At 45.0% G+C, this 24,700-nt stretch carries 22 protein-coding genes and 1 pseudogene; 5 read left to right on the top strand and 18 right to left on the bottom strand.

Annotated features, from left to right (window positions below; genetic code table 11):
• Nucleotides 1-101: 101 nt before the first annotated feature.
• Both MKX60_RS10550 and MKX60_RS10545 read left to right on the top strand, forming a co-directional pair.
• On the top strand, nucleotides 102-467 hold the full coding sequence (locus MKX60_RS10550; RefSeq protein WP_042191062.1) for a hypothetical protein: 366 nt from the start codon (nucleotides 102-104) through the stop codon (nucleotides 465-467).
• 33 nt (nucleotides 468-500) lie between these two features.
• The gene (locus MKX60_RS10545; RefSeq protein WP_076284828.1) at nucleotides 501-1,718 is read left to right on the top strand and encodes a sialidase family protein; all 1,218 of its coding nucleotides are present in this window, start codon (nucleotides 501-503) and stop codon (nucleotides 1,716-1,718) included.
• Between the two features lie 222 nt (nucleotides 1,719-1,940).
• Here MKX60_RS10545 and cymR read toward each other — a convergent pair whose 3' ends face one another.
• Nucleotides 1,941-2,360, bottom strand: a complete 420-nt coding sequence (gene cymR / locus MKX60_RS10540) for a cysteine metabolism transcriptional regulator CymR (RefSeq protein ID WP_042191066.1) — start codon at nucleotides 2,358-2,360, stop codon at nucleotides 1,941-1,943.
• Between the two features lie 292 nt (nucleotides 2,361-2,652).
• Here cymR and mnmA point away from each other — a divergent pair, with 292 nt between their 5' ends.
• Nucleotides 2,653-3,774 (top strand): tRNA 2-thiouridine(34) synthase MnmA, encoded by a 1,122-nt coding sequence (mnmA, locus tag MKX60_RS10535; RefSeq protein WP_341060292.1) that lies wholly within the window; start codon nucleotides 2,653-2,655, stop codon nucleotides 3,772-3,774.
• A 340-nt stretch (nucleotides 3,775-4,114) separates the two neighbouring features.
• Here the strand turns inward: mnmA and MKX60_RS10530 are convergent, their stop codons facing one another.
• The 17 genes and pseudogenes from MKX60_RS10530 to MKX60_RS31670 all read right to left on the bottom strand — a co-directional run.
• Nucleotides 4,115-5,962, bottom strand: coding sequence for an oligopeptide ABC transporter substrate-binding protein (locus tag MKX60_RS10530; RefSeq protein WP_076284829.1), 1,848 nt, complete (start codon nucleotides 5,960-5,962; stop codon nucleotides 4,115-4,117).
• A 19-nt stretch (nucleotides 5,963-5,981) separates the two neighbouring features.
• Entirely contained in the window at nucleotides 5,982-6,887 is a 906-nt protein-coding gene (locus MKX60_RS10525) for an ABC transporter permease (RefSeq protein WP_076284830.1), read from the bottom strand.
• A 27-nt stretch (nucleotides 6,888-6,914) separates the two neighbouring features.
• On the bottom strand, nucleotides 6,915-7,877 hold the full coding sequence (gene opp4B, locus MKX60_RS10520) for an oligopeptide ABC transporter permease (RefSeq protein ID WP_076284831.1): 963 nt from the start codon (nucleotides 7,875-7,877) through the stop codon (nucleotides 6,915-6,917).
• A gap of 4 nt (nucleotides 7,878-7,881) precedes the next feature.
• On the bottom strand, nucleotides 7,882-8,817 hold the full coding sequence (locus MKX60_RS10515; protein ID WP_341059731.1) for an ABC transporter ATP-binding protein: 936 nt from the start codon (nucleotides 8,815-8,817) through the stop codon (nucleotides 7,882-7,884).
• Entirely contained in the window at nucleotides 8,804-9,820 is a 1,017-nt protein-coding gene (locus MKX60_RS10510) for an ABC transporter ATP-binding protein (protein ID WP_042191077.1), read from the bottom strand. Before MKX60_RS10510 ends, MKX60_RS10515 begins: the two co-directional genes overlap by 14 nt.
• Before the next feature lie 375 nt (nucleotides 9,821-10,195).
• A complete protein-coding gene (locus MKX60_RS10505; RefSeq protein WP_341059729.1) occupies nucleotides 10,196-11,500 on the bottom strand; it encodes a replication-associated recombination protein A in 1,305 nt (434 codons plus the stop codon).
• A 244-nt stretch (nucleotides 11,501-11,744) separates the two neighbouring features.
• A complete protein-coding gene (locus MKX60_RS10500) occupies nucleotides 11,745-12,026 on the bottom strand; it encodes a CD3324 family protein (protein WP_042191081.1) in 282 nt (93 codons plus the stop codon).
• Between the two features lie 395 nt (nucleotides 12,027-12,421).
• Nucleotides 12,422-14,605, bottom strand: coding sequence for a HelD family protein (locus MKX60_RS10495; RefSeq protein WP_341059727.1), 2,184 nt, complete (start codon nucleotides 14,603-14,605; stop codon nucleotides 12,422-12,424).
• A gap of 130 nt (nucleotides 14,606-14,735) precedes the next feature.
• Nucleotides 14,736-16,034 carry an NCS2 family permease gene (locus MKX60_RS10490; protein ID WP_042191085.1) on the bottom strand — a complete coding sequence of 433 codons (1,299 nt, stop codon included), beginning with the start codon at nucleotides 16,032-16,034 and terminating at the stop codon, nucleotides 14,736-14,738.
• A 238-nt stretch (nucleotides 16,035-16,272) separates the two neighbouring features.
• Nucleotides 16,273-17,028 (bottom strand): tRNA threonylcarbamoyladenosine dehydratase, encoded by a 756-nt coding sequence (locus tag MKX60_RS10485; RefSeq protein WP_042191088.1) that lies wholly within the window; start codon nucleotides 17,026-17,028, stop codon nucleotides 16,273-16,275.
• Nucleotides 17,029-17,094: 66 nt separating this feature from the next.
• Nucleotides 17,095-18,873, bottom strand: coding sequence for an aspartate--tRNA ligase (aspS, locus tag MKX60_RS10480; protein ID WP_042191089.1), 1,779 nt, complete (start codon nucleotides 18,871-18,873; stop codon nucleotides 17,095-17,097).
• An 81-nt stretch (nucleotides 18,874-18,954) separates the two neighbouring features.
• Entirely contained in the window at nucleotides 18,955-20,208 is a 1,254-nt protein-coding gene (gene hisS / locus MKX60_RS10475) for a histidine--tRNA ligase (protein ID WP_076299700.1), read from the bottom strand.
• 189 nt (nucleotides 20,209-20,397) lie between these two features.
• Nucleotides 20,398-20,523, bottom strand: coding sequence for a hypothetical protein (locus MKX60_RS10470; RefSeq protein WP_256716317.1), 126 nt, complete (start codon nucleotides 20,521-20,523; stop codon nucleotides 20,398-20,400).
• Nucleotides 20,524-20,889: 366 nt separating this feature from the next.
• The gene (locus MKX60_RS10465) at nucleotides 20,890-21,339 is read right to left on the bottom strand and encodes a hypothetical protein (protein WP_076284836.1); all 450 of its coding nucleotides are present in this window, start codon (nucleotides 21,337-21,339) and stop codon (nucleotides 20,890-20,892) included.
• Between the two features lie 44 nt (nucleotides 21,340-21,383).
• Nucleotides 21,384-21,893 carry a type 1 glutamine amidotransferase domain-containing protein gene (locus MKX60_RS10460; protein ID WP_076284837.1) on the bottom strand — a complete coding sequence of 170 codons (510 nt, stop codon included), beginning with the start codon at nucleotides 21,891-21,893 and terminating at the stop codon, nucleotides 21,384-21,386.
• Between the two features lie 148 nt (nucleotides 21,894-22,041).
• Entirely contained in the window at nucleotides 22,042-22,197 is a 156-nt protein-coding gene (locus MKX60_RS10455; protein WP_179085778.1) for a hypothetical protein, read from the bottom strand.
• A gap of 84 nt (nucleotides 22,198-22,281) precedes the next feature.
• Nucleotides 22,282-22,377, bottom strand: a pseudogene (locus MKX60_RS31670) (hypothetical protein); the annotation flags it as partial.
• Between the two features lie 103 nt (nucleotides 22,378-22,480).
• Here MKX60_RS31670 and MKX60_RS10450 point away from each other — a divergent pair.
• Together MKX60_RS10450 and MKX60_RS10445 are read left to right on the top strand one after the other, a co-directional pair.
• Nucleotides 22,481-23,173, top strand: a complete 693-nt coding sequence (locus MKX60_RS10450) for a response regulator transcription factor (RefSeq protein WP_076284838.1) — start codon at nucleotides 22,481-22,483, stop codon at nucleotides 23,171-23,173.
• A gap of 2 nt (nucleotides 23,174-23,175) precedes the next feature.
• A complete protein-coding gene (locus MKX60_RS10445) occupies nucleotides 23,176-24,639 on the top strand; it encodes a sensor histidine kinase (RefSeq protein WP_179085779.1) in 1,464 nt (487 codons plus the stop codon).
• Nucleotides 24,640-24,700: the final 61 nt, after the last annotated feature.

Here is a 24,700-nt window from a genome sequence, read left to right as displayed (position 1 = left end):
CTCTCATACTTCCAATTTCCGCGATTTTTCTGATTCCCTTGTCCAAACACAATGAATCTCAATTCATATATATATAGCAAACTAATAAAGAGGTGAAGCTCATGGCAACAACAACAGGCATCATTACGAACACAGGTACTACCCCAGCATCCAACGTGGTCATTAATATCGATAATGACAACCTTAGTTTTTCATCTAACGTAGTCTATCACGTTTACGTATGGAATACCTTGGTTAGTAAAGGTTTAGTCTACTCCAACTCATTAAATGTTAATGCGAACACCAGCCAGTTTCTCAGTTTTAATATCGCAGGCAATTCAGCTTATGAAGTCCAATTTCTCGTAACTGGAAACGCACCGGCAGACACGATTATCACGGTGTTCGGAACGGATTCGTCAGGAAACGTCATCCCCCATCAAAGAGTGCTGCAATCCGAACTTACTTTCATAGCTCAGCTGAACCCGTAAGTAACGAAAACTCTATGACGAAAGGAGCTTAGCATGGCTAATATTCAAATTTCGCCGAGCGCAAGCGTTCAGTTTGAGCCCACTATCGCGGTAAATTGGCTTAATCCTTCAGTTATGGTTGCCGTAGCTGTTGATCTTCGATCAGGCCCTCCTAACATAGGTTTATACAAATCTATTGACGCAGGTGCCACTTGGACAACAACGTTATTGCCGTTACCGACAGGATTTGCAGGCATCGAAGCACCACATATTGATTATATTTTTCCGACCACTTTCGTAGTATTAGCCCACGCCTTCGATTCAGACGGTCTCAGCGGGTCGATCGTATCCTATACATCTGCCGACAATGCTTCTTCATTCGGACCGCCAGTCATCGTGAATCAAGGGTTTGGGCAGTTTGTAAATGATGATCAGGTGGTCGTTGTCACCGACAAAGCTGGATCAAGTCCTTTTTTTGGAAATGTATATACTGGTTATACGCATGATTACAACACACAATTCATACCGGGAAATACGATATTCTTCAATCGTTCCCTAGATAACGGTAATACCTATTCCAGCCCCTCCCTGCTGTCTTCGGTCGAAGAATTCGAAGAATTCCCCGGTATAGCGATTACATTAAATGGGATTGTTATCGTGGGATGGATCAATCAGCCTCCCGGTAATACTGATCTTAAAATTCGCACATCCTCAGACGGTGGGGTCACTTTTACTCCTGAAACCATGGTCGCCAGCGTTGTAGTCCCACCAGATCCATTGCCGGGATATACATTTAGATGTCTGACATACCCTTCCCTCGCAGCAGATATTTCTAATGCACCGACGACGCGAGGTAATGTCTATGCTGTATGGCAAGATTTTCGAGAAGGTTATTCCGATATTTTTCTTGCCACTTCCACCAATTTCGGTGTAGATTGGGGGGCACCAATATCCATTACAGGTAGTCCGGTGGGCTCCCAAAACTTTTTCCCAGCCATCACCGTATCCCCTGCGGATGGTGCAATATTCGTTACCTATTACACTAATCGAGTCAATCCCCTCAACCTTGATGTTTATCTAGCTACATCTAGAGATGGGGGGATGACGTTTACAAACACCCGTATAACGACAACTTCCTTTGACGTCACCGGTATTCCCCTAATTGGGGACTACATCGGCAATGCCATTGTCCCCCAAACAGGCCGTCTAGTGAGCGTATGGACGGACACGCGGACCGGTACAGAGAACATCTGGTTTGGTGATAATCAATAAGCTATTAATAAACTTCTGATGATTAATTAAAAGGATGCCGAGCGAATATAGGGCATCCTTTTTTTGCGTAGCGAGAGTAACCTGGACCTTTCTCCCGGTAATCGAGAAGACAAGCTTCATTGATTACTCTGAATGTGATTTTCCCATTAAAAAAGCCCCCAAAAAGGGGGCTTAAACATCGATAATGCTATAACTTTAAGTTTTTTATTCCAAATACATTAACTATATGTAGAACATATAGTTGTCCGCCAAGCTCTCTTCTTTATAATTAATCAAGTCATGAAGAGTCGTGGAATCTAGTACGTCGGCGATGCTATCGCGAATACGCAGCCATAAATCGCGTTTTGCTGCATCATCTTCTTCAGTAAAATCTACTGGAGAAATTGGGCCCTCTAGCACACGAATGATGTCACCCGCTGTGATAGCACTAGCCTCACGTGATAAAATGTATCCACCGTATGCACCACGAATACTTTTTACAAGTCCTGCGTTACGCAGAGGAGCAATTAGCTGCTCCAGATAGTGTTCAGAAAGTCCATTTTTCTCAGCGATGCTCTTAAGTGAGGTCGGTCCTTCACCAAATTTCAGTGCAAGCTCCATCATAATTGTTAGTCCGTAACGTCCTTTGGTTGATATTTTCAAAGGGGCACCTCTTTCGGTTTAGTGTCTAGTTATTGTATACTATTGATTCGGTAAGTCATGCGTTTGTCATATCAAGGTATTCCGATGATTACTCTTAGTTTATGTTATCATATTCGAAGTCACAAATGAAATGGCAAACGAAACATTTTGCAAGAATGTTCACCCCTGGTGGACATTTTTCTATTCTCAGCCTCTTATTTTAGGCTTTACAGTAGACAGGTATGTTATAATACATTTTGAGCCGGGTGTTCCATGAATGACCGGTATTTTGGGTACAGAAATGGTGATTACGATGACAAAAGCAAAACAAGACACCCGTGTCGTCGTCGGCATGTCCGGAGGGGTCGATTCCTCCGTCACGGCGCTTCTGCTCAAGCAGCAGGGCTATGACGTCATCGGCATCTTCATGAAAAATTGGGACGATACCGACGAATTCGGAGTATGTACGGCCGAAAGCGATGCAGAGGATGTTCGCCGCGTATGCGAGCAGATTGATATTCCTTACTATACCGTTAATTTCGAGAAGGAATACTTCGACAAAGTATTTTCTTATTTCCTCGATGAATATAAGGCCGGCCGGACGCCGAATCCAGACGTCATGTGCAACCGAGAGATCAAGTTCGGAGAGTTCCTGAACAAAGCCCTTCAGCTTGGCGCCGATTATGTAGCGACTGGACATTATGCACGAGTTATAGAAGAAGATGGTGTGTACAAGCTACTCCGCGGTGTAGACAACAATAAAGACCAGACCTATTTCTTGAATGCGCTGGGACAGTATCAACTCTCTAAAGCAATGTTCCCGATTGGTCATCTTCCGAAACCGGAAGTTCGGAGAATTGCCGAAGAAGCCGGACTCTATACTGCCAAGAAAAAAGATAGCACAGGCGTTTGCTTCATCGGTGAGCGTAACTTCCGCGAATTCCTCAGCCAGTATCTTCCAGCACAATCGGGTGATATGGTAGATATAACAACTGGAGAAATCAAAGGCCGCCACGATGGACTTATGTACTATACATTGGGTCAACGCCAAGGCCTTGGCATTGGTGGCTCCGGTAACGGTGAACCTTGGTTTGTAGCCGAAAAAGACCTTAGCCGCAACATTCTTTATGTAGTTCAAGGAGACAAGCACCACAGCCTGTACTCCACTAGTCTGATTGCCTCCGGTGTAAACTGGATTAACGGGCAAGAGCTAGGTCTTGAGCCGCTAAAATGCACCGCCAAATTCCGCTATCGCCAGCCTGATCAAGGCGTGACCCTTACAGCACAGGAAGACGGAACGATAAACGTAGAATTTGATGTTCCACAAAAAGCGATAACGCCTGGCCAAGCCGTTGTCTTCTATCTCGGTGAGCAATGTCTCGGTGGCGGAACGATAGAATATGCCGAGAAGGTTGTTCCTTCAGCGCAAGCTTAAGTGTATTCTATAACTTACAACATTAACTCTAATATACGAGAACCTAAGAAATAGCTGTATTTTATACAGCTATTTCTTGTGTTCAGAATCCCTTTTCGATTTAGTTGTAGTATGTACAGTTAAAATCACCCGATAACCCTTATTTATCTTCACATCCGGAAAATAGATGTATGAAGTACAGTTATATTACATACTTAGCTCTAAAATTTAGGTTTTAGTTGCATGAAATACAACTAACCGACATTGAAGCGAATAATAACCAAATGAGCGATTCAAATAGAAACAAACAAATAGCAGTTCAGGAAACTCTCCCTGAACTGCTGTTCTGTGTTGTTTCTATTTACTGAGCTACTGCAGCTTTATCCGCAGAAACTGCAATGTCATTATAGTAAAGTCCAGTTCCATCACCAATTCCATAATTCAGTATACGGTTGTTGACCGGAACTAGGGCCGCACGATAAAGCGTAGGGAATACAGGAATCTCGTTAACCATAAACTGTTGCCATTCTTTATAGATCTCTTTACGTTTATTTACATCGAATGCATCCTCGGAGACTCCTTCGGTGAGCAAACGATCATTCTCTGCACTCGAGTAACGCGGGAAGTTAAAGATCGCGTCTTTACCATAAAGACCTGTTGGGTCAACATCAATCCCTACAGTCCAAGCACCTTGGTAAACATCCACAGAAGGATCATCCTCACCATTTTGTCCAACACGATCATAGAACGTATTAAATTCTACCATCTCCAAATTCACATTCAGACCAATCGCTTTCCAGGATTGTACATAATATTGAGCCAATGGTTCTGCAATGTCCGATCCTGTCATCGAGATGAAATTAATCTTCAGCTCACTGCCATCCGGATTCGTTCTAAATTCACCGTTAAGTTTGTAACCAGCGTCATCCAAGATCTTCTTAGCAGCTTCTGGATCATAAGGTACACCTGGATTAGAAGCATCATGGAATTCCGGATGGGAAGGTGGAATTAAAGTTGTTGCATTCCAGCGAAGACCACTGTAGAATTTCTTACCCACTGTATCATTGTCTACAGCAGCCCACATAGCTTTACGCAGGTTCACATCCGCCATTTTAGCTTTAGGATCGGTAGCAACGACTTTTTTCTCTGCATCCCATTTACCTAGCTTAAATCCAATATACGTATATGCACGGTCAACAGCACCGAGATACTCGACATTTGACATTTTTGCATTATCTGGGAATTGATCGATAGGGAAGGCATCCACCAAGTCAACTCCACCAGACTTCAGTTCTTGCACAACAGTCGTAGGGTTGATTACCTTCAAAATTACTTTATCCAATTTAGGTGCGCCGCGCCAGTAATCTTCATTCTTAACGAATACTACAGACTCACCAGGAACGATACTTTCCACTTTAAAAGCTCCGAAGCCAATTGGCTTTTGACGAACTTCAGGGGATGAGGAGATTTTGGCAACATCCATACCACCAAAGATATGTTTAGCTAATGGATAAATCCATATGCCACCCGTTAACAGGGAAGGGGAAGATTTAAGATAAGTAATTTGCAGCTTCTTCTCACCCAGAACTTTAATACCAGAAATGGTCTTTGCTTTTCCGGAGTGGTATTCTTCCATACCTTCAATATTCGTAAAGTCAGAGCCGTAACGTGGACCATCATATTTCGGATTACCAATAACCTCATGCGCGAACAGCCAATCTTCTGCTGTCACTGGCTTTCCATCCTGCCAGTTCACATTGTCGCGAATCGTAAAGGTAAAAGTCCGTCCATCTTCTGCTACTTCATAAGTTGCTGCACCATCATTCGTGTACACATAGTCTTTGTCCCAAGTTAACAAGCCTTCATCGAACCAATTCAGCACTTCAGAATCTGGAGCTCCAGAATAGAAGTTCAAGTTCAAGGTACCTTCAAACGGACTGTCGGAAACGAGTCCAAAAGTAATTGTTCCGCCATCAATAGCTTCACCTTGATTAGTCTTAATGTTACTGAAATCCTTAATGTTATAAAGTCCGTCTTCTGCTTCAGGTGCTGCCGTCGCTTCTGCGGTTTCCGCAGGAGCACTGGCACTTGGTGCTGCTGTTGACTCAGCCGCTCCGTTGTTGTTCTTGGAGCCGCAAGCCGCAAGAGCGAACAACATTACTAACATTAATGAAACTAGTAAAGCTTTTGAACGAATGGCTTTTCTCATTTAATCATTTCCTCCCTTATTATCCTTTTCTTTGTCTTGCGTCGGTCGCACGTTTGAGCGCTTGACCCACATTATTTATACTCAACATCAGTACCAAGATCAGCAGTGATGCGGGTAACCAGATCCACCATCTGAACTCAAGCGTTTGCGGATTTCTCGCATAGCTTACAAGAGTACCCAGACTGGGTGTACTTTCTGGAAAACCAAAACCTAGAAAGGATAGGCCTGATTCCAATCCAATATTAGCTGCCAAATTTAAAGTCATCGTGACGATAATGATTGAGCTTAAGTTCGGCAGCACTTGTGTGAACATTATTTTCAGATTGGAGGAACCAAGGGTCTTAGATGCCTGAACGTAATCCAGTTCCTTCTCTTGTAACGTCTTGGAACGAATTAACCTGGCAATCCCCATCCATAGAAAGGCAGTCATGATAAAGGAGAAGGTTAACGTATTGTATTTAGGAACTGCACTCACAAAAGCTATAACAATCATTATAAAAGGCAAAATCATGAAGAAATCTACAACACGCATCGAAATATTATCTATCGTTCCACCAAAGTAACCTGAGATCAAACCTACTAGAATACCGATGACTCCCGTAAAAAAAGTAACCATAAAAGCAATCGACATGGAATTTCGCGTGCCTATAATTAATTGACCGAATACATCCCGTCCTCCATAATCGGTCCCCAGCCAGTGTACAGCCGAAGGCTTCTCATACAGGGCGAACAAGTCAACCGTAACAATTTCTTTTTGATCTAAAAATAAGGAAATCCCATAAACAGCGGCGATAATCGCAAATAGGAAAACCAGTGAGACCAAAGCCAATTTATCCCGGATAATCTCTCGCCAAACAATTCTGAAGCCTGATGGACTTTTATCTGTTTCCTGCAGCAGAGCTATCTCTGCGCTTGTCTTTGCCATTTCATTCACCTCAAAGTGTTCATCTTCTTATTTAATCCGGATACGAGGATCTACGATACTTAAGATAATGTCTGATAACAACGCACCGACGATGGCAGCAACCCCATACAGAAGAACTAGGGCCGTTACTACGCTGAAATCCCGGATCGTTATCGAGCTGAGGAACAGCATACCCATACCCGGATAGCTGAAGATACTTTCAACGAACACCGTACCACCAATGAGCCCAGTAATCTCATACCCGAAAAATGCAGCAATCGGCAGTAAGGAATTACGCAAAATATGGCGATTATATACACGAGACTCTGAAGCGCCTTTGGCTCTTGCCGTGAGGATGAAATCCTTTTGCTTCGTATCAATGATCTCATTTCGCAAATATTGTACCGTTCCTACCGTTGCAATCAGCGCCATTGATAAAGCAGGGAGTAGCAAATGGTATAACTTACTCCAGAAGTGGCTTAGCGTACCCGGAACTTCTCCAGGACTAACACTGCCGCTAGTAGGAAACCAATGAAGATGAAATCCGAAGAGCCATACCATTAAGAGAGCGAAAATAAACAATGGTGCGGCAAAGCCAATATAGGTGTATCCAGTAATGAGGCGATCCAGCCATGAATCGTTATAACGACCGCTAGTAATACCAAGTGGAATAGCAATAAGGTATGTAAGGATCAGCGTGACAATCGCCAGCCAAAGTGTATTCATGAGGCGTTGACCGATAAGCTCTGATACAGGCATTTTGAAACGGAAGGATTGACCAAAATCACCTTGAATCGCTTTAGTGATCCAATCCCAGTACTGGATGTACCACGGATCATTTAAGCCTAGTTTTTCTCTCATCGCATCGATGGCCGCAGGATCAATATTTGGATCAAGCATCCCTGATAACGCATCTCCCGGCATCGCCTTCGCCATTAGAAAAACAAGAATACTTAATAGAAATATTTGAGGAATCATAATAAGAATTCTACGAACAATAATCTTCCACATATTCTCAACCTTTCTCAGGCAAGGCTACCAGATGAGTCTCGGAAATGGATTTCAATGGATAAGGCATGCCTTGTTCATCAAAATAATTCCGGTGCGCTTGTTCATATTCCAGACTTACTGATTTTCTAAACTCCGTCTGCTTCTCTCTTTGATTAGGATCAATATCAGGAATGGCAGCAATTAGACGTTTGGTATAAATATGGCGAGGATTGTCAAAAATATCTTTAGCAGTCCCTTGCTCCACATGACGTCCTTTATACATAATCCCAATGTGATCACACATATGCCTAATGATTCCGAGATCATGACTGATGAACAGAAACGTAAGATTCAGTTCTTTTTGAATATCCTGCATAAAATTGAGCACCTGTGCCTGTACGGAAACATCCAGCGCAGAGACAGGTTCATCCGCAATAATCAACTTCGGTTTGAGCGCAATAGCTCTTGCAATACCGATCCGCTGCCGCTGACCGCCTGAGAATTCATGCGGATATTTAAGAATATTTTCAGGACTTAATCCAACCTGCAAAAGCAATTCCTGCACACGTCTTTTTTCTTCGCCCGGAGACATCTTTTCGAAATTACGTAAGGGTTCAGCAATAATATCCAGCACACGTTTCTTTGGATTCAAGGAAGAGTACGGATCCTGAAAGATCATCTGAATGTCCTTGCGGATATTTTTTTGCTTACGTACACCCTTTGAAGTCAAATCCTGTCCTTCAAAAATCACACTGCCGCTAGTAATAGAATTGAGTCCAATGATTCCACGACCAGTAGTCGTCTTACCTGATCCGGATTCACCAACCAAACCGTAAGTTTTGCCTGCTTCAATAGTAAAACTAACATTATCAACTGCCTTGACTACGCCAATTTCCCTTCGAAAAACGCCGCCGTGGATTGGAAAATGAACTGCTAAATTTTTAACCTCAAGAAGTCCCATTGTAGATTGCCTCCTCGTTAGTATCCGGGAAATGAAAGTTATTATGGCAGGTGCAGCGAACAAAATGCCCGGGGGCTACTTCATGCAGCTGCGGATTTTCCTCATGCTCCCATTCCGGAATCCAAGGTGTTCGGGCCGCGAAACGGCATCCTTTACGCGGAAGATTCTGTAATGGTGGGACAATTCCCTGAATCACATGAAGTCTAGACTTCTCTTCTTTAACGGTTGGAATGGAGTTCAACAAGGATCTTGTATACGGATGCTTTGGATTAGACGTTAATGTATAAATATCTGCGATTTCTACGATTTGCCCGGCGTACATTACCGCAACCCGGTCAGCCATTTCACTCACAACCCCTAGATCATGGGTAATTAAGATAATGCCTGCTTGCATATCGTTTTTTAATTTTTTTATAAGTTCAAGAATTTGCAATTGGATGGTTACATCTAGTGCCGTAGTCGGCTCATCGGCGATCAAAAGCTTGGGGCCGTTGGCAATCGCAATAGCAATCACAACCCTCTGCCTCATTCCACCAGATAATTCGTGGGGATACTGCTGATATGTATGTTCGGGACGGGAGATTCCAACCTTGGTCAAAAGATCAATGACCTTCTCTTTTCTTTGCTTCTTCGAAAGCTTGGAATCATGTAGGATGAGTACTTCTTCAATCTGTGAACCGATAATCATGAGTGGATTTAATGCGGATAAAGGATCTTGAAAAATCATAGACATTTCTTGACCGCGCAGCTTGTTGAGTGCAGCAGGAGACATAGTAACGATATCCTGACCTTTGTATTTGATTTGTCCGTCTATTTTGGCCCTTGTGTGCAATCCCATAATTGAAAAGGCGAGCGCACTTTTTCCTGAGCCGGATTCTCCAACGATGGCAAGAATCTCATTTTTGCGAACGGACAGGGTAACATCGTCTACTGCAGCATAATAGTCATCTACGATTCTGAACGATGTGGACAAATTCTTGATTTCTAGTAATTCTTCGCTCAAATTAATCCCCCTAACGGCAAAAGTTTCAAAATTTACCCAATGAAATATTATGTAAATTTTGATATAACAGCATTCTTTTCATGAAACATATCAAACATTGACTGTTATGATTATTAACACCATTAAGAATAGTACAAGTACTTCCATCGGAATTAAAACTTGTTTCTCCGTAACTTTGTAGTTCATTTTAATTAACTTATGGTAAATTATCAATCTTTTCCTATAAAAAAAATTCGTTCATGTGATTAAAAGTAACGCAGACAACAAAAAAAACGGCTCTAGGCCGCCTTTTTTTGGAAAAAATATTTTTTTGTGTTACATTAGATTTATTTGCTTATTAGCATTAAAATGGAAGATACTACAGTCACTGGTTGACTATTGTTCTCGTCGGAGTCGTTGGTTGTGACGGATTTTAATTTCATTTCCTTGCTCGGTCGCTTGATAAAAGACACGCTGAGAAATCTCCATAGGCAAATACTCCTGCTTCACATAATGCCCCGGAAAATTGTGCGGATATTGATACCCTTCATGCCCTAGAGCAGTAGCACCTTTATAGTGTGTATCCCGTAAATGTAGCGGTACCTCGGCGGATTTAATCTCATCCATACTCGCCATTGCATTTGAAATAGCAGTATAGACGGCATTAGACTTCGGACTCTCCACCGCGAAAAGAATGGCTTGCGCAATGTTCAGCTTCGCTTCTGGCCAACCGTTATTTCTATAGGCTTCAAGCGCACTCACCGCTTGGACCATAGCCTGGGGATTAGCTAAGCCAATATCCTCACTGCTCGCTGCAATTAGTCGACGAATAAAAGTCATCGGGTCCATCCCCAATTTCTCTACCGCATATAGAAACCAGAACAAGGCGGCATCACTAGAACCTCGAATGCTTTTGTGAAAAGCAGATAGAACATCATACTGCGTCGATTCATCTGCCTTCACAATGGGGCGCCGAATCGACTCTTCCGCCACCTCCAGCGTGATATGCACACTCCCGTCTACCTCTGGAGCAGTAGTTAACGCTGCAAGTTCCAGAGCATTTAAAGCCCGCCTGATATCTCCATTAGCCATGGTAGCAATATGCAGCAATGCTTCTTCATCGACCTGAAGCTCCATGAATCCAAGCCCTCTATCCTTGTCTGCTAAAGCTCTGCGCATCGCGACCAGACTGTGTTCACTCGTTAGCGCCTCTAGCTGAAACAAGGTAGAACGGCTCATAAGTGCTCCGTTAACGTAATGGAACGGGTTCTCCGTAGTTGCGCCAATAAATGTAATGGTACCTTTTTCTACTGCTGGCAATAGCGCGTCCTGACGTGAACTGTTAAACCGATGCACCTCGTCCAGAAAAAGAATCGTCTTAGAACCGTAAAGTGTTTTATTATTTTGAGCTCGTTCAATGACCTCCCGTACATCCTTCACAGAAGCCTCCACCGCATTCAGGCGTACGAATTCACCTTGTGTGTGATGAGAAATGATATGAGCTAATGTTGTTTTGCCACATCCAGGAGGTCCATAAAGCAAAATCGAAGAGACCTGGTCTGCCTCGATCGCTCTTCGCAACAGCTTTCCCCGGCCTATGATATGTTCTTGACCAATATATTCATCCAGATTCTCCGGTCTCATTCGGTCCGCAAGCAACCGTCCGCTCCCGTTGTCCTCTCCCATAGAAAATAAATCCATAACTCCACTTCCTTGCTATATTCTTATAAAAGCCAATGTACATCTCCCATTATCATACCATAGACTTATTTTTCACAAAAAAATAAAAAGAGCATGATCTCGTCTTAGAAAGGCGGGAGCCATGCTCTTTTTTCAAAATATACGAAAGTATAGGTTCCACGCTATACTTTATCCTTATTATTTCTCGCATAAACGCTTACCGTCCTTATAGGGCCGCCAAAGGCGTTTATGCTTGAATTGTACGCTAGCAATTTATTGCCAGCCGCATTTTTGATATTATTTTCCGAATGCTCTCTTCCGACAGATGATACTTCTTCTGAAGCTCTGCTACGGAATCGCCTTTTCGATGACAACTGAAAATTTCCTCATTGCGGTTTGCTATCTCTTTCCTCGAACCGCTGTTCTCGCCCCATCTAACCCGCTCTTCCGTTTTCTTCGGGATGTAGAGCAGTTCACCTTGGATGTATCCCTGAAGCTCTTTGAGCAAGCCAGGGGGGAGCACATCCTTCCCATTTACATAACTCAACTTGCATTTCCTCCTTCAACAGGTGTGTTCCTATGCGTCCGTCAACTACTGATAAAGTAATTTCCACGTCACCTGCCTCCTTTCTTCTCCTCATATTTGGAAAAATCCGTAATTTCATTATATAAAAACCTCTTGGTAGCGTCTACATTCTAATTCACATTTCGTAATCCTAATGGATAATCGGTACATATATCTCATGTTTTGAAATAAGGAGGCCTTACGGCCTCCTCGCTTTAAGCGGGTTTCCGTCTTAGACGGAAACCACCTCGTATACTGAAATCATCTCACTCAGCCTCCTTCCAGAAGTGTTCTTGCCCGGCCGGACACTTATTATTAAGCCATACCCGTAGGGGAGTTACAAGTTCAAAAACAGTTATAACTGTTCTCCACCAGTCTTAGTTCCCCTCAGAATCGCTTTCAGCCGCCGTTTGCACATAGGAAGGCATTTCCCCATTATGGAGTAACCACAGCTCGTGAAGCGCTCGTGTACAACCTACATACATCAGCTTCGCATCCCATGCTGTCGCTCCGTAATGGTCTTGATCGGCATCTGCTAAGATGACCGCATCAAATTCCAAACCTTTAGATAAATACACAGGTAGTACCGATAATCCACCCTGATATTGCGTCATGCTACCGTCGATCAGATGAATATCTTCAAAATGCTGCTCTAGTTCAGCGTACAGCTCTGTCGCTTCACGTAGACTACGTGTCAACACAGCCACCGTACGATATTCCCTTCCAGACAGGGACTTCAGTGCCGATTGTATAGTGCTCAAACGAGCATTTCCTTCAGCTTCCCGTTCTCCGACTATTTCTCCGTAGGCGATCATCCGAACAGGGTCACCACTACGAAAGACAGGAACAGCCAACAACGAACTTTCTACTCCCAACGATAGAATTCCATTAGCGAAGTCTATAATTTCCATGGTTGAACGATAGCTGCGTGTCAACGCATGGTAAGCCGTGTTCTCAGGGGCAAATAAGGTCTGCATCTCTTCCCATGCGTGTACGCCTTTATAAGCGTGTATACCCTGCGACAGATCGCCTAGAATGGTAAAGGAATGTCCACGCACGTATAAATCCAGCACGGCAATTTGGAAGGGGGAGAAATCCTGGGCTTCATCGATCACCACATGATCAAAACGAGCGCCGCCTTCGTTCCCATTCAAAAGATAATAAATATACAACAGCGGTGGTAAATCCTCTTCACGTATAATCCCTTTTTTCAGCTCTTTTGCCGTTTCCTTCAGCACAGCTGCTGGAATATTCTCAGGTGGATCCACCGGCCAATCTTCCGGGACTTTAGCCGCACGAAAGATTTGCTTGTAGATCGTCAGCGGATCATACTTAGGCCATTTCGCACTGTATGCTTTTTCTCGCGCAGCACCTTTTTTCTTGCGATCCTTCATAGCTGCAGCTGAAGGACTTTTCTTCAGCTCCATCTCAATCCAGCGATGTATCCGTGCCATTACACGTTCCTTACGCTTCGCTGGCGGATAAGGAGCGTACTCCTCATTATGCCAGCGCAAGATCATGGAGCGGCGCAGTACAGCGCCTTCCCATGGGATAAAATCACCCTCAGGTACTGAGCTGCTTTCCAATAGCTTGATGCTGGACTCTATTATTCCCATCAACACCGTAGAACCCTTGAAGCGTCCAGGTGTCTCTTCTGTAATCACAGGCATGCCGCCCGGAGTTTCGAACCAACGGTTCATCGTCTCCGTAGCATCTTGCTCTGGAAGCTCCAGACCTAGTACATTTGCAGCCCAATCCGGGAAAGTGCTCTGGGCAATATTTCCTACACCAAGTTCAGGCAGTACATCCGAAATATAATCCAGAAACATCCGGTTCGGTGCAAAAATAATCATTTTTTCTGCAGAGACCTGATCTTTGTATTGATACAGCAGAAAGGCTAACCGGTGTAGTGCAACTGTAGTTTTACCACTTCCCGCTACGCCCTGAATAATCAATGCTGTATTTTTGGCGGCACGGATAATCTTGTCCTGTTCCTCCTGAATGGTCGATACGATATCGCGGAGACGATTATCTTTGTTCTCACCCAGGCGATAGACGAGAAACTCATCTGACACCACAGGTGCGTCACTCTCCCGATTATACGTATCTGCGACCCGCTCCAGAATCTGCTTTCGTATCACTACGTTGCGCTTGAGGTATACCAGCCCCTCTATCAGCCCCTCAGGAGCTTCATAGGAGGCAGGCTCCGTACCACCGGTAAACGAATAGAACAGGCTTGCTACCGGTGCGCGCCAGTCGATGACTAGCGGACGGTCGCTTACCTGCTCGCGGTCTACGCCGATTTTGCCTATATAGAGTGCCTTCCGCTGCTTCTCATCATTGCCCTGAAAATCAAGCCGTCCGAAATAAGGCTCCTGCCGAAGCTTGGCAAGATCTTTGCGCTTCTGATCACGGTTCGCTTCTAACACCTGTTCCGTATAATCATGTCCCGTGTACACCGGAGTCTGGTTAAGTTTCTCCAGTAAGGTGTCAATCTCAGTAAGCGCTTGATTCAGCCTGTCTTCTTCCTCTTGATAGGCACTTTGAAAGTTGTCTTCCAATTTCAGTTACCTCCTAAAAGTTTATCGAGCTTAAATTTTCATTCTCCTCATTCCCTCTTCTCACACAAAAAGGATACCCATTGTAGCATAATCAGCACTAAAATACCAAATCTTTCAAGCGATCATACGACTACAGCACAGCTTGCAAAATAAAGTTAGCTACAAATAAACCCGCAATCCCATACAGCGCAGGAGGTACTTCCTTGCCCTTGCCCACCGCAAGCTTCACGATCGGATAAGTAATAAATCCAAAAGCCATACCATCTACGATGCTATAGGTGAATGGAATCATGACCATGATTAGGAAAGAAGGAAAGAGCTCTGTTAAATCTCCCAAGTCCATTTCACGCACATTCTGTACCATAAGCCCACCGATTACAATCAAGATCGGAGCGATAGCACTATCTGGAATGTAGGAGAGCAGAGGGAGGAACAGGAATGTCGCCCCGAACAGCAGCCCTGCCACGAGTGAGGTCAGTCCCGAACGTCCACCTGCAGCAATACCTGCATTAGATTCCGCAGCGGCTACTACAGGACTGCTTCCGAAGAGACCTGCAGCGATATTGGCAATAGAGAGTGCTCGTAAGCTACTCTTGAAGCGCTCAGGACGCCCTGCCATCATAGTCTGTGAGGCGACTAGCCCAATATTTTCAAATACAACAATTAAGAGCAGTAAGAAAACAGCAATCCAGAACACAAGGCTCACTATGCCGCTCCAGTCCATTCCCAGAAATAAGCTTTCATAACCCGTAAATACATGACCGGATGCCTGCTTCTCAGGCGCGTGAGCCGCTCCCAGCAAGTAGGCTAGACCTGTACCAACCAGCATACTGATAAGCAAACCACCGTTGGTCCCGCGGATAAACAGTACTAAAGCGAGTAACAAGGTTACACAGGAAGTGATAACTGCTGGATCGCTAAAATGTCCTATAGCAACAAACGTGGTCTGATGCGCAATCACAATCCCGCTTTTTTGCAGTCCTATAAAGGTCAGAAAAAGCCCTATCCCGACTGTAATGGCATGCTGTAGGTTTTGAGGAATCGCCTCACTTAGAATACGATAAAGCGATGTGAAGGCCACGATAGCGAATAACACACCGGTTATTACAACTACAGTAAGTGCCTCTCTCCAACCTAAATTCATTGAATGTACAAGTGTGTATGTGAAAAATGCGTTTATCCCCATCCCTGGTACCACGATGATTGGTGTCTTCCCACCGAAGGCCATCAGTAGACAGCCTGTAATGGCAGTCAATAGTGTAGCCACCATTGCTGGTCTAAGCGGCATACCCGCGTCATGAAGAATGGTCGCATTCACCATTACAATGTATACCGAAGCAAAATACGAAAGGATCCCTGCAGCCCACTCCCGTTTCCAGTCATTCTCAGGTGCAAGCCCTACACTATTTCGCCAAAAATTTGATTTCATGTACAAAAACCTCCACTGATATTAAGTTCCGCAGGCGGATATTACCCGGATAATAAGGCTTATAATCAACGGTTCATCCCGGTTCAATTATTATGCCTATTTGTGGTCTGCATCTTGCAGACCCGCCTGTTAACCACAACAAAAGGGCGTACGCAACTGGATTTCAGCTGGTCGCCCTTTTGGTCCATTTTACTACTACTATCGCTATAATTGAAACAGCTTCAGCTCAGCGATTCACTTACACGCTGACGCCTCCAGCCTCAAGCAAATCACGCACGGCAACACTGACCATGATCAGGCCTGCTACCGGCGGAACGAAGGCGTTACTAGCTGGTGGTTGTTTCGCTTTACGTCGATCCGGCGCATTCTCCGGAACGATCTTATCCGTAACATCCTGACGTGGCTTCATTGGCGGCTCCGTAGAGAAAACCACCTTCACGCCTTTCTTAATTCCTTCCTTACGCAGCTTCTGACGAATGACACGCGCAATAGGGTCATAAGTTGTCTTGGAAATGTCCGCTACCTGGAATCTTGTAGGATCCATTTTGTTGGCAGCGCCCATGCTTGAGATCATTGGAATTCCACGGGACAGACATTCTTTGATTATGTGAACCTTATAAATAATCGTATCCGAAGCATCAAGTACATAATCAGGTTTTAATTTGAACAATTCCTCATAGGTTTCTTCCGTATAGAACATGTTGAGCGCAATCGCTTCGCATTCCGGATTGATCAACTTCACACGATCTACCATCAGTTCAGCCTTCTTCTGCCCAACCGTAGTTGTGAGTGCATGAATCTGGCGGTTTACATTGGTGATGTCTACAGTGTCCTTATCTATCAGAATCAGTCTGCCGATGCCGGTACGCGCCAAAGCCTCAACTGCTATACCGCCAACACCGCCGATGCCAAGCACCGCTACCGTGCTGTTCTTCATTATTTCCAGACCTTCCGGTCCGATCGCCAGTTCCGTGCGTGAGAACTGATGTAGCATGAGGTTCAGCCTCCTTCAAAAGCTTTGGCGAAGCAGAAATCTGCCTCGCCTGCTTCGATTAGTTAATTATTCTTTTTCTTTCTTCGGTTTAAGCGCCAGCTTAATGTGCAGCTGCTCCAATTGTGAACCATCTACTGGCGAAGGTGCGTCCATAAGTAGATCTGTTGCACTTGCCGTTTTCGGGAATGCGATGGTTTCACGCAGATTTGTACGACCGGACAGCAGCATAACTAGACGATCTAAACCAAAAGCGATACCACCGTGTGGAGGTGTACCATATTCGAACGCATCCATCAGGTAGCCGAACTTCTCATAAGCAACCTCTTTCGTAAATCCAAGGGCTTCGAACATTTTCTCCTGTACTTCGCGTTTGTAAATCCGCATGGAGCCTCCGCCTACTTCATAACCATTCAGAACGATGTCATAAGCTTGTGCACGGATCGCACCTGGATCTGTGTCAAATAGATGCAGATCCTCTTCACGTGGACGAGTGAACGGATGGTGTTCTGCTACATAACGTTTCTGATCTTCGTCATATCCAAGGAGTGGGAAGTCTGTAACCCAAGCGAACTTGAACACGTTATCGTCAATCAGACCGAGCTGACGTCCAATTTTAACACGAAGGGCGCCTAGAACGTCTGCTACAACCTTTTTATTATCAGCGGAGAAGAGGAGAAGGTCGCCTTCTTCAGCGCCTGTACGTTCCTTCACAGCCGCAATTTCTTCTTCGGAGAAGAATTTCACAATCGGCCCTTTGAATTCGCCGTCTTTCACTTGAATCCATGCCAAGCCTTTCGCGCCATAGCGAGCAGCATAAGGTCCAAGGTCATCGATTTCTTTACGAGTCCAAGTGCCACAGCCTTTAGCATTTAGACATTTCACTTCGCCGCCTTTTTCGATTACAGAAGCGAATACCTTAACACCGCTAGTAGCAACAATATCGTTCATTTCTACAAGCTCTAATCCAAAACGCAGATCAGGTTTGTCAGAACCGTATTTGCCCATAGCATCAGCATAAGTCAACCGTTGGAACGGAAGCTCAATATCTGCTCCTACAGTTTCCTTGAACAGACGCTGCATCAGCTTCTCCATCATACCAAGCAATTCATCTTGTGACAGGAATGAAGTCTCAATGTCGACTTGAGTGAATTCAGGCTGACGGTCAGCACGCAAATCTTCATCACGGAAACAACGAGCAATTTGGTAATAGCGCTCAACGCCGCCGACCATCAACAATTGCTTGTAGATTTGTGGAGATTGCGGCAATGCGAAGAATTCGCCTTCATGCACACGGCTTGGTACCAGATAATCACGCGCGCCTTCCGGTGAGCTCTTAGTTAGGATCGGTGTTTCTACGTCGATGAATCCTTCACTGTCAAGGAAATCACGGAAAATCTTAGAAGCTTTCGAGCGAAGCAGCAAGGTTCTTTGCATCTCCGGACGACGAAGGTCTAAATAGCGATATTTGAGACGCAGAGACTCGTCTACTTCCACACCATCTTCGATGAAGAACGGAGGTGTCTTAGCTGCGTTCAGCACTTCAATGTCCGTAATTTGCACTTCAATTTCACCTGTTGGCAGGTTGCGGTTAATGGTTTCCTCATCACGTTTAACAACTTTACCTTTAACAGCCAGGACGTATTCACTACGAACCTTATCAGCAATTTGTAAGGCTTCGCCAGAGTAGTCTGGGTTAAATACAACTTGTACAATACCGCTTCTGTCACGCAGATCAATAAATAATACGCCCCCAAGGTCACGGCGAGTCTGCACCCATCCGTTCAAGGTTACCGTCTGTCCAATATGTTCTGGTGTTAATTGTCCACACTGATGACTTCTTTGCATAATTTATCATTCCCCTTCATGGTTAAAAATACATTTTTAATCTTTCTCTATACAGTCACCATAAGACGTTAGTCAGATGGTCTAAACCAGTGCCTGACCCAGCTCATCCAGCTTCACGGTGCGTTGCTCCCCTGTATTCATCGACTTCACGGTAATTACACCATTCTTCAGCTCATCTTCGCCAAGAATCGCAGTATAACGTGCCGACATACGGTCTGCGGATTTCATCTGTGCCTTCATTTTCCGGCCTAGGTAGTCACGTTCTGCTGAGAACCCTTGGCTGCGCAGAATATATAGCTGCTTAGAGATTTCGATATCAGCTTCCTCACCGAGAGCTACGAAGTACACATCCAGTGGCTTCGCCGTCTCCAGCTCTACCTTCTGATCCTCCAAAATGAGGAGAATTCGTTCAAGTCCAATCCCAAAACCAATACCCGGTTGATCCGGTCCACCAATTTCTTCAACCAAACCGTTGTAACGGCCTCCGCCGCCCACGGTATCAATCGAACCAATACCTGCTGCTTTATATTCAAACGCTGTATGCGTGTAATAATCCAGTCCTCTTACAAGTCGAGGGTTAATGATGAATTCCACACCCATGATATCAAGGTGCATCTTCACCTTTTCAAAATGAGTCGTGCACTCTTCGTCCAGACTATCCAAAATGGAAGGCGCATCTGTAAATTTATCTTGATCTACCTTACAATCCAGCACGCGAAGCGGATTACGCTCAATACGACGCTGACAGTCACTGCAAAGGGTATCCTTCATTGGTCTTAAGAAACCCAATAATTTCTCCCGATAAGCTGCACGGCTAGGTGCGTTACCGACAGAATTGATTTCCACTCTTACATCCTTAAGGCCAAGATCCTTATAGAATTGATAGCCTAAGGAGACTACTTCCGCATCAATAGCCGGATCCACAGCTCCAAAAGCCTCAATACCAAACTGATGGAATTGACGATATCTACCTGCCTGTGGACGCTCATAACGGAACATAGGTCCGATATAATACAGCTTACTTACATCAGGTTCACCGTAAAGCTTGTTCTGAACATAAGCTCTAACGACACCAGCCGTTCCTTCTGGACGCAGCGCCAGATCACGATCGCCTTTATCCTTGAACGTGTACATCTCGCCTTCTACAATATCCGTTGTTTCGCCTACTCCACGCTCGAATAACCCCGTATACTCGAACATCGGTGTACGGATTTCACGGTAATTGAAACGACGGCATAAATCTCTAGCCTTCCCCTCAATATACTGCCATTTCTCCACAGCTCCCGGAAGCACATCCTGCGTTCCTGTAGGTTTCTCGAATCTTTCTTTAGCCACAGTCTATCCCTCCTAAAAAATACCCCTCTAAATCTGCTCTCTTCATCATGCTAAACAAAACAAAAAATCCCCCGCCCTGTTTATAAAAAACAGGGACGAGGGATTATCATAACCAATAATACACCCGTGGTACCACCCACATTCCGGATCAGAACCATTCTGAATCCGCTCAAAGCGGTTAACGCCCGCCTACGCATAACGGCTACTGATAGCGGCAATATACATTGCCCACTTTCGCCGTACGTTCTCGGGGAGGTCATTCATTCGCTCATCAACAGAATCCTTGCAGCCAAGCAGAAACGATAGATCATCCATTGTACTGGATATCATCTGAATCTACAGGGGATTCCTCTCTGGAGTTGTGGGTCCTCGAATTACTTGTTCCCGTCATCAAAACCATATGATAAAATCGTATATTTTTAAATTCTACTGAACTACTGTGCTAAAGTCAAGGCAGGAAATGCGAAGCTGAATAAAAAATTCGACAACTTTCAACTTTTGACCTTTAACTTCAACCGTTACAAAAAAAATGACCTGCAGCCAAATGCTGCAGGTCCATCATCATATATTATTAAAAAGGGGGTCATGCCTTTATTATAAACACGCTATATTAAGGAAACATGTATGTAATATTACGATTATATTACATTCATGAAAGCGGTTTATTTTAATAGATTGTTGTTAATCGAATTGCTCTACAAATGCTCCTTTGCCTCGAAGGGTTTCCACAACCTCATTATAATTCTCTTCTGCAACACTTAGGTCCATCACATAACGAAGTTTACTTAAATCCCCATCTTCGAGCTCTCCATCTGCTACATCCGCACTAACCTGGTCTTCATCCACGCTATAATGGGTCTCAGGCTCATCACGCGTTTCGGAGGCGGCAACACCAGGGGCCAACATAGCTCCAGCTGCCGGAGTGCTACCCGTTCCAAGCGTCCCCACTGTACCTGCGGCTAACGTCGTATTACTAAACGGGGCTATCGGAAACAGAATTCTACGATCTTCCCCAATAGGGTCCGTGAGTGGCCATACCTCCAAGCCATCTACCTTGTAACTAATCAATGCTATTTTAGCACCTTCTGCTTCATTTTCCGTTCTAAAATATGCTTGGATTTTTCTGGTCATTACCATTACCTCCTTTAGATTATAAGACTCAGTGTTATTAATTGCTATTGCAGGACCTTCAATATTTCACGAACGAAGGCAGGCTCATCTTTCGGGGTACGCGAAGTAATGTAATTACGATCAACTACCACTTCTTCATCTTTAAACTCCGCACCAGCGTTCACAACATCATCTTTCAACGGAGGATAACAGGTGATGGTACGTCCTTTAAGCAAGTCTGCACTGATCAGAATTTGGGGTCCGTGGCAAATAGAAGCGATAGGCTTACCAGCTTCGTTTGCTTCTTTCACAAACTTCAAAATATCTGCATTTTGCCGTAAATTTTCTGGGGAAGAACCTCCAGGAATTACTATCGCGTCATAATTACCTGCTTGAACGTCAGCTATGGCTTTATCGGCTGCGTAGGAGACTTCCTTCTTTTTGCCTAGTAAGGTCTCACCCTTCTTTAAACCAATAATGTCAGCTTGATGTCCTGCCTTTATAACTTCATCGTAAGGGACCTTCATCTCAGAATCTTCAAAATCATTAGCTAGTAAAAATGCAACATTACTCATGTGATAAGTTCTCCTCTCTGCTAGTGCAAATGAATAGGTACTTATTGATCTTTCTTGTCGTCTATTACCCTTATCACAATGATTTCTAACCTCTAATCAGAAAATATCCCCGGTTAACCGCATCAAAAAGCCGCCTCCACCACCCATTTCAGGTACGCGGTAAGAGATTACGGCTTCTTCCTTTGATCACTTGAGATTCAATTTCATCTTCCGTCTTTTTGGCTAATGCATAGGCTTCTACAGGACTCCCTGTCGCTAGTGCCGGGATACTTCTCCATACCCATGCCTTCTGTGAATGTCTCATTGCTAAGCTCCTTGCATCGTGCGGGATAACTGTCTACCTTTAGCTTATCCAGCTCAAAGAGGCTCTATCCGCACAAGATTCTACTTACAACACAACAGAAACAAGCAGACTTTTACGCGCAGGATACTTGTAGCCATCAGAAGAAGGAGGCTTACTGGAATTTCGGAATTTCCGTTTGAGCTGGTGTTTGCTTTCAAACCCCCAATTGGTTCGCTTTTGCTGAGCGCAATATGTAGAATAGGCGTATCACAACAACAATAGCGAGGTGGAAAGGATTAACAGCATGGATAAAAGAGTGCTTGTCGTAGACGATGAATGCTCTATCGTGAAAGCGATCGCCTATGCACTGCGGCGGGAAGGCTTTCAGGTCGAAACGGCCGCTGACGGCGAAGCCGCGCTTAGGCTCGTTGAATCGTTCCAGCCGCAAGTGTTCGTACTGGACGTTATGATGCCAGGGCTGTCTGGTTATGATGTGTGCCGTCGGCTGGAGAACCGGAGAGGGATTGGCATCCTATTGCTCACGGTCAAGAACGACATTGTAGACAAAGTACTAGGCCTAGAGCTGGGTGCAGATGATTATATGACCAAGCCGTTCGATATTCGGGAGCTCGTCGCCCGAGTTAGAGCGCTGCACCGTCGAGTCGAGAAAAGTGCGGAACACGCTCCCTCCGACAGTCCAATTATGATTGGTGCGGTGACAGTAAACCCGTCACATCGTGACGTACAGGTGGCCGGTGAGAAGGTGGGGCTGACGCCCAAAGAATTCGAGCTGCTACACCTGCTCGTCCTCCATTCGGAACGGGTATACACGCGCGAGGAACTACTAGATCTTGTCTGGGGGCTCGACTATGACGGGGGCACGCGCACTGTCGACATTCATATACAGCGAATCCGCAGTAAGCTGGGCGACGAAGGTCAACGTCTGCTCCAGACCGTATACGGAGTAGGTTACAAGGCCACCCGGGAGTACTTATGAGGGTGAGCTTACGATGGAAGTTCTCCCTGCTGCTCGCCGGCCTGTTGTTGTTCACGGTGAGCGTGCTTAGTGTGCTAGTACTACGCAGTATCCGTCACAACCAACGTACTGGACTGGAGCGTGAAATGGCAGAGATGACGAACCGCGCCGAATTGACGGTGAAGATGAGCTACTTGTCCGGGGAACAAGTCAGCTTGAAGGCATTCATGAAGTATCGTGGCATGGATCTCTCCAATCGATTGGGGCAATCCAACGGACTGCACGTCCGACTGTACGATGAGACCGGTGTCGAGATCGGGAATTCGCTGCCTCTCGTTCCTTCCCCCACTATGCCGGATGCGCTGCAGTATGCACTCCAGGGCAAGGTTGCTTATTCGGACGTCCAGGACGTGCTATATTATTTCACACCCATCATGTTCGAGGAACAACTGATCGCTGTAGCCGAATTCCAGAGACCCGTGGGCGAGCTGCACGCCTTTTACCGGCAGACAAGAACAATGTTCCTCCTATCCGGGTCAACCGTTCTGCTCGCCAGCTTCCTGCTCGGCTTCCTCTATGTCTACCGACAATCCAAAGCTATAACTCTGCTCAAGCAGACAGCGAACAACATCGAAGCAGGAGCGTATATTGATCATGCACCACTAGTCCGTAAGGATGAACTTGGCGAATTAAGCGAGGGCATTTATAGCATGAGCCGTGAGATCGAATCGAGTATGAAGAAGTTAGAAACGGAGAAAGCGAAGCTATCGCTTGTCGTAGACAAGCTACAAGTATTGGAGCAGCAACAGAAGCAATTCATTAACAATATTAGTCATGAACTTAAGACACCTCTCACTTCTATCACTGCATATGCCGATCTACTGGAACTGTACCCAGATGATCCTTTACTGTTTCAGCAAGCGATGGAAAGCATTCGCAAGGAATCGTCTAGACTGCACAAGCTAGTGGAAAACGCGCTGCGCCTTGCCTCACTGGAGAAGTACGAATTCGAATATCAGGCTGAAGCCGTGTCACTTGATATCGTGCTGGACGAGCTCATCTCTCTTATGAAAGGCAAGGCTGACAAATTCGGACTAACCTTTCAGCTTCACACAGTACCTGCCACCATATGGGCGGAACGCGAGAGTTTAATACACATCTTCGTTAATTTACTGGACAACGCGATCAAATACAACCTCCCCGGTGGAAGCGTCAATATTCGATTGTATACCGAACAGAATCACGCAAAGGTAGAAATTATTGATACGGGAATTGGCATTCCTTTCGAATCCCAGGAGCGAATCTTTGAACCCTTCTACACCGCGAACAAGGCGCGTTCAAAAGAAACGAAAGGAAGCGGTTTGGGACTTGCTCTCGTTCAGCAATGGTTGGAGAAGCAAAGAGGAATCATACAATTGAAACGGTCAGACTCCACTGGGAGCGTGTTTGAAGTACAGTTTCCCCTCTATCATCATGATTCTGTATAAGTCATAACTTCTCTCTTCTCCAAGTCTCGATCCGTTTACAACTTGGAAACAATTCGAAATA

The organism is Paenibacillus sp. FSL R5-0914, from assembly GCF_038004525.1.
In the GTDB taxonomy this organism is placed as follows: Bacteria; Bacillota; Bacilli; order Paenibacillales; family Paenibacillaceae; genus Paenibacillus_AQ.
The sequence above is the reverse complement of the archived record's forward strand: the minus strand, read 5'-3'. Positions and strand labels throughout refer to the sequence as shown.

What these genes read in the sequence shown, in the direction of transcription:
- MKX60_RS10550 (WP_042191062.1), top strand. Translation starts at nt 102, where the DNA reads ATGGCAACAACAACAGGCATCATTACGAACACAGGTACTACCCCAGCA.
- MKX60_RS10545 (WP_076284828.1), top strand. Translation starts at nt 501, where the DNA reads ATGGCTAATATTCAAATTTCGCCGAGCGCAAGCGTTCAGTTTGAGCCC.
- mnmA (WP_341060292.1), top strand. Translation starts at nt 2,653, where the DNA reads ATGACAAAAGCAAAACAAGACACCCGTGTCGTCGTCGGCATGTCCGGA.
- MKX60_RS10530 (WP_076284829.1), bottom strand. Translation starts at nt 5,962, where the DNA reads ATGAGAAAAGCCATTCGTTCAAAAGCTTTACTAGTTTCATTAATGTTA.
- MKX60_RS10525 (WP_076284830.1), bottom strand. Translation starts at nt 6,887, where the DNA reads ATGGCAAAGACAAGCGCAGAGATAGCTCTGCTGCAGGAAACAGATAAA.
- opp4B (WP_076284831.1), bottom strand. Translation starts at nt 7,877, where the DNA reads ATGTGGAAGATTATTGTTCGTAGAATTCTTATTATGATTCCTCAAATA.
- MKX60_RS10515 (WP_341059731.1), bottom strand. Translation starts at nt 8,817, where the DNA reads ATGGGACTTCTTGAGGTTAAAAATTTAGCAGTTCATTTTCCAATCCAC.
- MKX60_RS10505 (WP_341059729.1), bottom strand. Translation starts at nt 11,500, where the DNA reads ATGGATTTATTTTCTATGGGAGAGGACAACGGGAGCGGACGGTTGCTT.
- MKX60_RS10490 (WP_042191085.1), bottom strand. Translation starts at nt 16,034, where the DNA reads ATGAAATCAAATTTTTGGCGAAATAGTGTAGGGCTTGCACCTGAGAAT.
- MKX60_RS10485 (WP_042191088.1), bottom strand. Translation starts at nt 17,028, where the DNA reads ATGCTACATCAGTTCTCACGCACGGAACTGGCGATCGGACCGGAAGGT.
- aspS (WP_042191089.1), bottom strand. Translation starts at nt 18,873, where the DNA reads ATGCAAAGAAGTCATCAGTGTGGACAATTAACACCAGAACATATTGGA.
- MKX60_RS10470 (WP_256716317.1), bottom strand. Translation starts at nt 20,523, where the DNA reads ATGGATGATCTATCGTTTCTGCTTGGCTGCAAGGATTCTGTTGATGAG.
- MKX60_RS10465 (WP_076284836.1), bottom strand. Translation starts at nt 21,339, where the DNA reads ATGACCAGAAAAATCCAAGCATATTTTAGAACGGAAAATGAAGCAGAA.
- MKX60_RS10460 (WP_076284837.1), bottom strand. Translation starts at nt 21,893, where the DNA reads ATGAGTAATGTTGCATTTTTACTAGCTAATGATTTTGAAGATTCTGAG.
- MKX60_RS10455 (WP_179085778.1), bottom strand. Translation starts at nt 22,197, where the DNA reads ATGAGACATTCACAGAAGGCATGGGTATGGAGAAGTATCCCGGCACTA.
- MKX60_RS10450 (WP_076284838.1), top strand. Translation starts at nt 22,481, where the DNA reads ATGGATAAAAGAGTGCTTGTCGTAGACGATGAATGCTCTATCGTGAAA.